We start from the raw sequence: 11,282 nt of genomic DNA, 5'->3' as shown, positions 1-11,282 counted from the left end.
AATTGCCATGTTCAACAATCGGGCGGAAGCTCTGGCGCTAGCCCTGCCGGCAGCAATATTTGCGGCCGTGGTCTTCCTCGTGCCTGTCATTCTTTTGCTGTCTGAAGGCTTTCGCTCGGCCGATGGCTGGACGCTGTCGGCCTATGGGGATTTCTTCTCCCAGCCTCTCAACCAGACCGTATTCCTGCGCACGCTTCGGCTCGGCGTCACGGTGACCGCGGTTGCCGCGGTCATCGGTTACGCGGCAGCCTATGCCATTGTCAGCCTGCCGCCCGGCGCCAAGGGTCGGATGATCGGTCTGGTCGTCCTGCCGCTTATGATTTCGCCTGTTGCCCGCACCTACGCCTGGATCGTTATTCTCGGGCGCACTGGAATCGTAAACCAGGCATTGATGGCTGTCGGTTTGAGTGACGAACCGTTCCGGATCCTGTTCACCGAAACCGCCGTTTTCATCGGCCTGCTGCAGCTTTTCCTGCCGCTGATGATCATCTCGCTGGTCAGTGCGCTTGAGAATTTGCCGCGGGATGCCGTGCCAGCAGCTCGGGTGCTCGGCGCAAACTGGTTCCAGGTGTTCTGGAAGATCATTCTGCCGCTGACCCGGGAGGGCCTGGTGGTCGGCGGAACGCTCGTCTTCACCGGTTCGATGACCGCCTATATCACGCCGGCCATTCTGGGCGGCTCCAAGGTGCTGATGCTGGAGACCTTGCTCTATCAGCAGGTGACTGTCGCCAACAATTTCGTTGCCGCAAGCGTCATCGCTTTCATTCTGATCGTCATGAGCTTTGCCGCGAACATTCTTTTGAAGCGCATCGCAACGGCAAGGAGCAAGACATGATCCAGAGACTGTTTGCCCCGCTCACACTGGCGCTGGTGCTGCTTTTCCTGATCGGGCCATTCCTGATCATTGTCGCCGCATCGTTTTCTGCCGGGGACACGCTTGCTTTCCCGCCACAGGGATTTTCCTTCAAGTGGATCGTCAAGGTGTTCACCATCGAAAGCTTCCGGCAGAGCTTCCTGATGTCGATGTTCCTGGCGATCGGCGGCACGTTCGTAGCCCTCATGCTGGGGATCCCAGCCTCCTATGCCATGTCGCGCTACAGGCTGCCGTTCTCTGAGACCGTCCGCACGATTGTCTCGGCACCGATCATCGTGCCTGGCATTATCGTCGGCTTGGCATTGCTCCGCTATTTCGTTGTGCCAATCGGTGTGTCGATCACGCTGGCTCTTTTCCTGGCCCATACCGCGCTAGTTCTGCCTTATGCAGTGCGTGTCGTCTCGGCGAGCCTCAACAATTTGCGCTCTGATATCGAGGAGGCAGCGGTTCTGCTCGGCTCATCGCGGCTCGGAGCCTTCACGCGCGTGGTCTTGCCAAACATCCGCGGAGGGATCCTGTCCGCCTTCATTCTCGGCTTCGTCACCAGCTTCAATCAGGTTCCGGTTTCGCTGTTCCTGTCGGGGCCTGGCGTTCGCACCCTGCCGATCGACATGATCGGATACATGGAGATCGTCTTCGATCCGTCGATCGCCGCGCTTTCTTCACTGCTCGCCTTCCTGTCAATCGGCATCGTATTTGCCGCCGAACGTTTTCTGGGGTTTTCCCGCTATGTCTGACGCATCCTTTCTGACACTCGATAAGCTGTCTCTCGCCTACGGGAATACGATCGCCGTCAAGGACCTCGATCTTGAAGTCCGAAAGGGCGAACTGCTTGCTCTTCTCGGTCCTTCGGGCTGCGGCAAGACCACGACGATGCGCTCGATCGCCGGATTGATGAACCCGGTCAGTGGCAGGATCCGACTTGATGGATCGGATATCACACGGGTATCGGCCAACAAGCGCGCGGTTGGCCTCGTTTTCCAATCCTATGCGCTGTTTCCGCACCTCTCGGTGTTCGACAATGTTGCATTCGGTCTCAAGCTGAAGGGTATGCGCGGTGCCGAACTGGAAGCAAAAGTCTCGGCCGGTCTGAAGTCCGTCGGCCTGTCTGCCTTTGCCAACCGCAAGACGCCCGAGCTTTCCGGTGGCCAGCAGCAGCGTGTGGCGCTCGCCCGCTCCATGGTCATGGAGCCGAAGGTGCTGCTGCTTGACGAGCCGTTGTCCAATCTCGATGCGCGCCTGCGCCTCGAGATGCGCACCGAACTGCAGCGTGTGCAGAAGGAGAGCGGCGTGACCATGATCTTTGTCACCCATGACCAGGTCGAGGCCTTGGCGCTGGCGGACCGGATTGTGGTGATGAAGGGCGGAGCGATCGAGCAGATCGGGACGCCTCAGGAAATTTACAACCATCCTGTCTCGCGCTTCGTTGCCGATTTCGTCGGCTTTGAAAACATCTTTGCCGTTCGTGACGGCAAGCTTGTCACGTCTGGTGGCGATATCAGCCTTCGTGACGGACTTCCCGTGGCTGAGGGATTGGCCTGGCGTCCACGCGCGGTCACCATGGGCTCAGGTCCGCTGACGGGTGTCGTGCGCGGCGTTTCCTTCGCCGGAGGCACGCGTGAATATGTGCTGGAGTCGCGCCTCGGCGTGATCAAGGCAGAGGTAGACGCGGCTTTGCCGGCACATGGACTTGGCGCCGAAATCGCTTTTGATCTGCCGGTTGCCGACGCCGCTCCCCTTCAACGGTTCGGGTAATCGCGCATGGGGATCTGGATCGATACGGATATGGGTTTCGATGACATTGCGGCTATACTGGTCGTCTTGCATCAGGGCCTTGAGATAGACGGTGTCTCGCTGGTGTTCGGCAATACCCCGCTCAACCAGGTTAAACGCAACGCCGCTGGCGCAAGAAAGGCCTTCGATTGGCGCTTTCCGATCTATTGCGGGCGGGAGAGACCGGTGATGGGCGCCTTGGAGACGGCGCAGGAAATCCTCGGTGAAAGCGGCATCCCGACGACTGGCCTGACGCTGCCAGAAGGCGGTGATCTGCCCGGCGGCGACGCATTTTCCGCCCTTTGCACCTGGCTTGAGAAAGCTACCGCGCCGCGCCGGATCCTGGCGCTCGGGCCCTTGACCAATCTTGCGGCGCTGGCTCTCGCGCGGCCAGACCTGGCGGCACGGATCGATGATCTGACCTGGATGGGAGGCGGGCTGACGCAAGGGAACCACACCGCATCGGCGGAGTTCAATGCACTGGCCGATCCCGAGGCGGTCGCCATTATTCTGGCGCATGGTCTGCCGCTGCGAATGGTTGATCTCGATCTGTGCAGAAAGGTGGTGGCGACCCCCGATGACGTCGATCCGATCCGCGGTGCAGGCGGAACGAACGCGGCGCTCATTGCCGATATGCTGGCAGGCTTCATTGACATCGCCGTCAGCCGTGGTCGTACGGCCATGGCGCTTTACGATCCGGCAGCAGCCGCTGCCTTCGTTCGCGGCGATCTCGTGACCGTGCAGAAGGCGCGGATCGACATGGAATGTGGCAATGGTCTGACCCGGGGGCGAACCATCGTCGAGACGCGATCGTCGCATGCCGTCTTCAACGCGGAATTCGTTGCTGATTGCGATGCTGCTGCGATCAAGGCGATCGTCTGCGATGCGCTGCAATGGGAGGCGGCCAAGTGACGTTAAAATGCGGGGCAGAACCAACGGATCTGAACGATGGCGACCTGCGCGCGCGCGCCGTGGCAGCCGCCCGGGGAGATGCAGCCTTTGACCGGCTGATTGTCAATGGCACGCTCATCGACATGGTCACAGGCGAGCGTCGCCTGGCCGATATCGGCCTGGTCGGGCCACTGATTGCCAGCGTTCATGCAACAGGTCGTCGCGAAGACGCCGGTGAGGTCTTCGACGCCCAAGGTGGCTATCTGTCCCCCGGACTGATCGATACGCATATGCATATCGAAAGCTCGATGGTGACGCCTGCGACTTACGCGGGCGCCGTTCTGCCGCGCGGCGTGACGACCATCGTTTGGGACCCGCATGAATTTGGCAATGTGCATGGGGTACCCGGTGTCCGCTATGCAGCGGAAGCTGCGCGCCCGCTGCCGCTCAGGATGATCCTGCTTGCGCCTTCCTGCGTGCCCTCAGCGCCTGATCTTGAACTGAACGGTGCGGATTTCGACGCCGCAGTCATCGCGGATCTCTTGAGATGGCCCGAGGTCGGCGGTGTGGCTGAGGTGATGAACATGCGCGGCGTGATCGACCGCGATCCGCGCATGAGCGCAATTGTCCAGGCAGGCCTTGCCTCGGGCAAGCTGATCTGCGGTCATGCGCGTGGCCTGAAGGATGGCGATCTCGCTGCCTTCATGACGGCAGGCGTCAGTTCAGACCACGAGCTCGTGTCCAGCGATGACTTGATGGAAAAGCTCAGGGCCGGTCTGGCGATCGAATTGCGTGGCTCGCACGACCATCTTCTGCCGGACTTTGTCGAGGCGCTTAACCGGCTTGGCCACCTGCCGCAAACGGTGACGTTGTGCACTGACGATGTCTTCCCCGATGACCTATATCAGGGCGGCGGACTCGATGATGTGGTGCGCCGTCTGGTTCGCTATGGGTTGAATCCCGACTGGGCATTGCGGGCGGCAACGCTAAATGCGGCACAACGGCTTGGCCGACCTGATCTGGGTCTCATTGCTGCAGGGCGCAGAGCTGATGTCGTCGTCTTCGATGACCTGACAGATCTGAAGGCCAGGCTTGTCTTTTCCAATGGAGTGCTCGTTGCCCGCAACGGGGAGCTGCTTGCAAAGCCGACCTCTGTCGATCCTTCCGCGCTCACCCGGTCTATCAAAATCGAGCCTCTGACCTCCGATGACTTTCGGGTCGCAGCAAAGGGGCAGAGCGCGCGGGTTGCCACCATCAATCGACCAAGGTTTACCGAATGGGGTGAGCGGCAGGCGAGGGTGGAGAATGGCTTTGTCGTGCCCCCGGAAGGGACGACGCTCATAGCGGTTGCCCATCGCCACGGCCGCAGTGACAGCCGACCACGGGTCGGATTTCTCGAAAACTGGGGTCAATGGCGCGGTGCTTTCGCCACCACGGTTTCTCATGACAGCCATAACCTGACCGTGTTCGGCAGCGATCCCGAGGATATGGCAAGGGCTGCCAATGCGGTGATCGCATCCGGCGGCGGCATGGCGGTGGTCTCTCAGCGGCGGATCGTGGCACTCCTACCGCTGCCTCTGTCAGGTCTCGTCTCGGATGTTCCGCTGGAGCAAGTTGCGCGCGATTTTTCTCTACTCCGATCGGCAATGGATGAGATCGTCGACTGGCAGCCACCTTATCTGGTGTTCAAGGCCTGTTTCGGGGCAACACTTGCCTGCAATGCGGGGCCGCACCAAACCGACCGCGGTATCGCTGATGTCGGTACGGGCCAGCTGTTGCAAAGTCCTGTCCTGGCGGACGCATGAAGCAATCCGGAGCGCTGGTCAGGTGGACGCCAGCTCGTGCTCGACCAGCGTGCTCCAGAAGCTGACGCCAGGGCCGATGGCCGCATCGTTGAAATCATAGGCGGTATTGTGGTGGAGCGCGCCGTCCACGGCCGGTCCATTTCCCAGCCAGACATAGCATCCTGGGGCCTTGTCGGCGAAATAGGCGAAATCGTCGCCCGCGGTTGATGGGGGGAAGGCGGTGCGGACCTTGTCGCCAAAGACGGAGCGGGCCGCTCTAAGCGCGCGTCTCGTGGCATCGGCGTGGTTGATGACAGGTGGAATGCGGCGCTGGAAACCATAGTCGACCGCAATGCCGAACATGGCGGCCGTACCTTTGGCCAGACGGCCAATCTCGGCCTCGAGCTTGTCGCGCACATCTGCTGAATAGGCGCGCGCTGTGCCGCCTATCTCCACGGTGTCGGGAATGACATTGAGCGCTTCCGGATTGCCGGCCTGTACAGAACAGGCGCTGACGACTGCTGGCTGCAACGGATCGATCACACGGCCGACGATGGTCTGTAGCGAGGATAGGAATGTGCCGGCAGCGGTTATCGGGTCCTTGCCGAGATGTGGCTTGGCACCGTGGGTGCCGGTGCCGCGGAAAGTGATGCGCCAGCTGTCGGAAGAGGCCAGTTGCGGGCCTTCGACCACGGCGATCTCGTCTGGGTCGAGGCCTGGCATATTGTGCAGGCCATAGACCGCATCGCAGGGAAACTTCTCGAATAGCCCATCCTCGACCATGCGGCGGGCGCCGCCGCGCCCTTCTTCCGCAGGCTGGAAGATGAAATGCACCGTGCCGGAGAAGTTGCGGGTCCGGGCCAGATGGCGCGCAGCGCCAACAAGCAGCGTTGTGTGGCCGTCATGGCCGCACGCATGCATCTTGCCGTCTATCTTCGATTTGTAGGGTCGGTCGGCCTTTTCCGGCATCGCCAGCGCGTCCATGTCGGCGCGAAGACCTATCACGCGTGTGCCATTGCCCACCTGCAATGTGCCGACGACACCGGTGCCTCCGAGACCAAGCGTGACTTGGACGCCTGCTTCTTCCAGCAGTTTGGCGACGACGGCGCTGGTGCGGGTCTCCTCGAAGCCGAGCTCCGGATATTGATGCAGATCGCGGCGAAGTGCCGTCAGGATGCTGAGGTCAGCGGCGATGTCTGGGTTGATCTGCATGGGTCCTGGGTGCCTTGGAAACCTGGGAAAGAAGCGCGGGGATGTGGGTGTGCCGGCCCATCCAGGCGCATGAGAAGGTTACAAACGTGGTGCCATTGGTATAGATGGAAAGTTGAGCAATTTGAACCGTTTCGTTGTGCCGGGCAGTGCTTTTGCACCCGTGGCGCTGGCTCTACTCGAGGATGACCGCATGCAGCCCCATGATTTCTGGCAGGAGACTTATCCGCCGGCGAGTTTCGATCCCAAAGGCGGGCATTCGAATTTCTATCCGGCGACGCTTGCCGACGGACGACAGATCCGCTTGCCGATCCGGCCGCTTTCCGACGGGCGGCATGCGCTTGCTTCGCTGATCGTCAACCAAGCTAGTTTTACTGTGCTCGATGCCCTGGCCGACGATCTTGCCGGACAATTGGCCTTGCTGGAACCCGATGTCGTGGTGGGCCTGCCGACGCTTGGTCTGACGCTTGCATCAGCCGTGGCGCAGAAGCTCGGCCATCGCCGTTACGTTCCGCTCGGGACCTCGAAGAAGTTCTGGTATTTCGACGAACTGTCTGTGCCGCTGAAGTCGATCACCACCCCTGACCAGGAAAAGCGGCTCTATGTCGATCCGCGCATGTTGCCCCTGTTGAAGGACTGTCGCGTCGCTCTGATTGATGACGTGATTTCAAGCGGTGCCTCGATCCGGGCCGGGCTCTCGCTGTTGAAGTCTGCAGGCATCGAACCCTTGGTTGTCGGCGCCGCCATGCTGCAGTCGGATCGCTGGCGAGCGGCTCTGGCCGGGCAGGGGCCGCATTGGCCGGAGCGGGTGCGTGGCACGTTTTCAACACCGATGCTGGTCAAGGGTGACGACGGTTTGTGGCATCCTGCCTTTGAAGATTGATAGGCTTGTCGCGGTTTTGGCCGCAGCTAAGGCCGCTGTCCAAAGACAGGTTTAAGTCGGCGCGTCAGAGACGGTGCGGATGCTCGGCATCTACCGCACCCGTCCTTGGCTCAGTGCATCACTCAGCTGCCTTGCCCTGAGAGCCGCCATGGCGTCGCGCAAGGAACTCGAAGAGACGCGCGACAGCCTCTGCACCTGGATCGATGTGTCCTTCGAGCTGCTGAGCATTGATGTAAGCGGCCCGCCCGGCTCGGGCCTTGACGTAAGTGGCGGTGAGGTTGGCGCCTGCGCGCGCAGCACTTGCTGCTGCCGCGAAACCCTTGTCATAGGCGTCAAGTGCGGGCGAGAGCGCATCGATCATGGTTCGGTCACCGAGCTCGGCGCCGCCAATCTCCTGCATCCGGGTGAGGCCGGCCTTGAGCGCATCGCGCATCCCCAGACCACTTGAGGCCCCATCGCCCGCCGCGGCGAAGAAGATGGCGAGCAGTACACCGGAGGAGCCGCCCATGGTCTGGCTCAGCTCCTGGCCCATGGCGCGCAGCAATTGCGTATGATCAGCAAGCGGCAGCCTGTCCAGCGCCTCCATCAGGGCCCGTGCGGCACTTGCAAGGGTCGAGCCGGTATCACCGTCACCAGATTTTGCATCAAGCGCGTTGAGATCCTTCTCCGCCTCGATCAGAAGCTTGCAGCATTCGGTCAGGAACTGCCGCGTCGGCACATGCTGCGAGGCAAGTGGCGCAATCGGGGTCAGTCCGTCGGGCAGGGCTATGACGTTGACCGGTCGGACAACCCTTACACCGGGCCATGCCGCAAGATCGACGGACTTGGCCAGAAGGTCGAGATCGGCTTTTTCCGCCGGCATGACCGAGATCGAAAAACCCTGCATGTCCAGCGAGGTCATCAATGGGGCAGGTCCGACGATATGAGAGATCCGCGAGCCGATCGCCGACTGGACCAGTTCGTTGACGACCACCGCCATTTCGAGGACGGAGGTCCCACCGAGATTGTTGATGAGCACGACATGCGGCTTGGCTTCCATGCCCGCGCCTAGCCGTTCCACCATCGCGGCCACCGCGCCGCGCACGCCGTCATATTCGATCTGCTCCACACCGGCCTCGCCATGGATGCCAAGGCCAAGTTCGGCACGGCCTTCGGGAATTCTCGATTCCTTGGGCGAGCCCGGCACGGTGCAGGTGTCGAGCGAAATGCCGATCGAGCGAATATTGGCGATCACCCGGCGAGCCGTATCGGTGACGGCATCGAGGCTGGCTCCGTTTTCTGCCATCGCACCGGCAATCTTGTGAACGAAGAGCGTGCCCGCGACCCCGCGTGACTGCGGCAGGTCGGGAAGCGCGATGTCATCGTCAACGATCACCATGCCGACATTGAGCCCGAAGGCGCGGGCGCGCTCGGCCGCAAGGCCGAAGTTCAGCCGGTCACCGGTGTAATTCTTGACGATCAGCAGGCAACCGAGCGGTCCAGTTACCGCAAGGATTGCAGCCAGGATGGCATCGACGCTCGGCGAGGCAAAAACATCACCACACACAGCTGCCGTCAGCATTCCGCGTCCGACAAAGCCGGCATGAGCCGGCTCGTGGCCGGATCCGCCGCCCGACACAATCGCTACCTTCGACTTGTCCCAGTCGGACCGCACCACGACGCGGATGTGGGGATAGCCGTCCAGGCGGCTCAAAGCGCCGGCCGAGGCAATGAGCGCGCCGTCGATGGCTTCGGTAACGGCATTTTCCCTGCTGTTGAGAAATTGAGGCATGAGACCCTCCCTTAAATGAGACGCATTCCGGCCGCATCGAAATAGAGCGGCTCGCGCGGCTGGATTCTGATGACGTCGCCGCCCTTCAGGGCGGTATGGGCATCGGTGACAGTGATGATCGGGTGTGCCCCAAGGGTCAGATGAAGGCGCGTCTGATCGCCGAGATGCTCGACCCGGGTCACCCGGGCCTCTGGACCTTCCCCCTGGTGAATATGCTCGGGACGCAGGCCAATGGAATGGGCCCTGGCCGGTGCGCCGGGGAAGAGGTTTGCGGGGAGGACGTTAATGCGCGGCTGGCCAAGCCGGGTTGCGGCATAGATGCTGACCGGTGTTTCATAGATCTCGCGTGGCGATCCGAATTGTACGAGCCGGCCCTCCTTTAAGACACCGACATGGGTCGCCATGGTCATCGCCTCGATCTGGTCATGCGTCACATAGAGGAAAGTGGCGCCCGACTGTGCCTGGATGTTTTTCAGTTCAACGCGGAGATCGGACCGGAGTTTCGCGTCGAGCGAGCTCAGCGGTTCATCCATGAGATAGATCTGCGGATTGCGCACGAGCGCCCGACCGATCGAGACGCGCTGCATCTCACCCCCCGAAAGGGCTGTCGCCTTGTTGTCGAGCTTGTGGGAGATCTGCAGGACCTCGGCGATCGCCTTGACCTTCTGGTCGATCATCGACTGGGACGTGCGCAACAGCGGCGACTTCAGCGGGAATTCGAGGTTTTGCCGCACCGTCATGTGCGGATAGAGGGAATATTGCTGAAAGACCATCGCGATGTTGCGCTGTGCCGGTGTCAGGCCCGCCATGGAACGTCCGCCGATCCTGACGTCACCCTTATCTTGGGTTTCAAGGCCGGACACCGTGCGCAGAAGCGTGGTTTTTCCGGCTCCGGTGGGCCCCAGGAGTACAACGAACGCGCCGTCGGGAACGGTCATCGTCACGTCATCGAGCGCACAGGTGGCACCGAACGACTTGCTGATGCTGGAAAGGACGACGTCAGCCACGAGCGAGCACTCCTTCATTGCCTTCGGATAGCAGGGCCCTTCCGCTCATCGCATCAAAGAGGGTGAGCGAGCGGCGATCCAATTCAAGACCAACGGAAGCCCCTGTTCTGATCACATCGCTCGATGCTGTCCGCGCCTTGATCTCTCCGTGGTTGGTCTCGATCGTGACGATCTGTGTGGTGCCCAGATATTCGACGGCGGCGACCCGTCCCCTAAGGTCAGCTGCGTCCGACAGACGAACATGTTCCGGTCTTACCCCGAGCGTGAGCGCGCCCTTGCGGCCTTCTCTGGATTTGGGAAGCTCGATGCGCGATTCACCGATCGTTACAGCGTTGCCGCCTTCTTCAATTGCGCCATCGAACTCCAGGAAGGACATCGGCGGCGAGCCGATAAACTTTGCCACGAACTTGGTCGCCGGCCAGTCGTAGATCTGCTGCGGTTTGCCGAACTGCTCGATCACGCCATGGTTCATGACAACGATTTTGTCGCCCATCTGCATGGCTTCCAGCTGGTCGTGGGTGACGTAGACCGTTGTAGCCCCCATGCGATCATGCAGGGCGCGCAGTTCCTCTGCCATATGCTCGCGAAACTCAGCATCGAGCGCTCCAAGGGGCTCGTCCATGAAAAAGGCTTTCGGCTGGCGGACGATCGCACGGCCGAGCGCCACGCGCTGGCGGTCGCCGCCCGAAAGCCCGCCGACCGGTTTGTCGAGGATGGATGCAATCTGCAGGATGCGAGCCACTTCAGCCACGCGACGATCGACTTCGGACCGTGACACGCCCTGGCTCACTAGGGGATAGGAGATGTTCTTGCGAACGTTCATATGCGGATAAAGCGCAAACATCTGAAAGACGAAAGCGATGTCGCGCTCGCTGGCGCGCTTCATACCGACCTCCTCGCCGCCGATATAGATCTCGCCACTGGTTGGCAGTTCAAGGCCGGCCATCATCCGCAATGTCGTCGTCTTGCCGCAGCCGGAGGGGCCAAGCAGCATGAAGAACTCGCCATCCTCGACGGTAAAGGTGGACGACTTCACAGCGTTGAAGGCTCCAAAGTCCTTGCGCAGGTTTTCAACGCGAATCTGGGCCAT

10 protein-coding genes are annotated in these 11,282 nt (G+C 61.2%); 6 read left to right on the top strand and 4 right to left on the bottom strand.

All coding sequences use genetic code 11. From position 1 onward, the window contains the following. The first annotated feature begins 7 nt into the window (after positions 1-7). The 5 genes from ACQKP1_RS13045 to ACQKP1_RS13025 are packed head-to-tail and all read left to right on the top strand — an operon-like array spanning position 8 to position 5,343. Positions 8-835: an ABC transporter permease gene (locus ACQKP1_RS13045; protein ID WP_427275565.1), complete on the top strand. Its 828-nt coding sequence runs from the start codon at positions 8-10 to the stop codon at positions 833-835. Beyond that, complete coding sequence (locus ACQKP1_RS13040) at positions 832-1,611, top strand: ABC transporter permease (protein ID WP_427275564.1); 780 nt, start codon at positions 832-834, stop codon at positions 1,609-1,611. Before ACQKP1_RS13045 ends, ACQKP1_RS13040 begins: the two co-directional genes overlap by 4 nt. Then, positions 1,604-2,629, top strand: coding sequence for an ABC transporter ATP-binding protein (locus tag ACQKP1_RS13035; protein ID WP_427275563.1), 1,026 nt, complete (start codon positions 1,604-1,606; stop codon positions 2,627-2,629). Before ACQKP1_RS13040 ends, ACQKP1_RS13035 begins: the two co-directional genes overlap by 8 nt. A gap of 6 nt (positions 2,630-2,635) precedes the next feature. Then, positions 2,636-3,559, top strand: a complete 924-nt coding sequence (locus ACQKP1_RS13030; protein WP_427275562.1) for a nucleoside hydrolase — start codon at positions 2,636-2,638, stop codon at positions 3,557-3,559. Next, complete coding sequence (locus ACQKP1_RS13025; RefSeq protein ID WP_427275561.1) at positions 3,556-5,343, top strand: adenine deaminase; 1,788 nt, start codon at positions 3,556-3,558, stop codon at positions 5,341-5,343. Before ACQKP1_RS13030 ends, ACQKP1_RS13025 begins: the two co-directional genes overlap by 4 nt. An 18-nt stretch (positions 5,344-5,361) precedes the next feature. On the opposite strand, the gene ACQKP1_RS13020 is transcribed toward ACQKP1_RS13025, so the two are convergent. Further along, complete coding sequence (locus tag ACQKP1_RS13020; protein WP_427275560.1) at positions 5,362-6,534, bottom strand: M20 aminoacylase family protein; 1,173 nt, start codon at positions 6,532-6,534, stop codon at positions 5,362-5,364. A 190-nt stretch (positions 6,535-6,724) separates the two neighbouring features. On the opposite strand from ACQKP1_RS13020, the gene ACQKP1_RS13015 reads away from it, so the two are divergent. Then, on the top strand, positions 6,725-7,414 hold the full coding sequence (locus ACQKP1_RS13015; protein ID WP_427276452.1) for a phosphoribosyltransferase: 690 nt from the start codon (positions 6,725-6,727) through the stop codon (positions 7,412-7,414). Positions 7,415-7,532: 118 nt separating this feature from the next. On the opposite strand, the gene ACQKP1_RS13010 is transcribed toward ACQKP1_RS13015, so the two are convergent. The 3 genes from ACQKP1_RS13010 to ACQKP1_RS13000 are packed head-to-tail and all read right to left on the bottom strand — an operon-like array spanning position 7,533 to position 11,282. Next, entirely contained in the window at positions 7,533-9,185 is a 1,653-nt protein-coding gene (locus ACQKP1_RS13010) for a dihydroxyacetone kinase subunit DhaK (protein WP_427275559.1), read from the bottom strand. Positions 9,186-9,196: 11 nt separating this feature from the next. Further along, positions 9,197-10,192, bottom strand: a complete 996-nt coding sequence (locus tag ACQKP1_RS13005) for an ABC transporter ATP-binding protein (RefSeq protein WP_427275558.1) — start codon at positions 10,190-10,192, stop codon at positions 9,197-9,199. Beyond that, positions 10,185-11,282 carry an ABC transporter ATP-binding protein gene (locus tag ACQKP1_RS13000; protein WP_427275557.1) on the bottom strand — a complete coding sequence of 366 codons (1,098 nt, stop codon included), beginning with the start codon at positions 11,280-11,282 and terminating at the stop codon, positions 10,185-10,187. Before ACQKP1_RS13000 ends, ACQKP1_RS13005 begins: the two co-directional genes overlap by 8 nt.

This window comes from Allorhizobium sp. NPDC080224 (assembly GCF_050281005.1).
In the GTDB taxonomy this organism is placed as follows: domain Bacteria; phylum Pseudomonadota; class Alphaproteobacteria; order Rhizobiales; family Rhizobiaceae; genus Allorhizobium.
The sequence above is the reverse complement of the archived record's forward strand: the minus strand, read 5'-3'. Positions and strand labels throughout refer to the sequence as shown.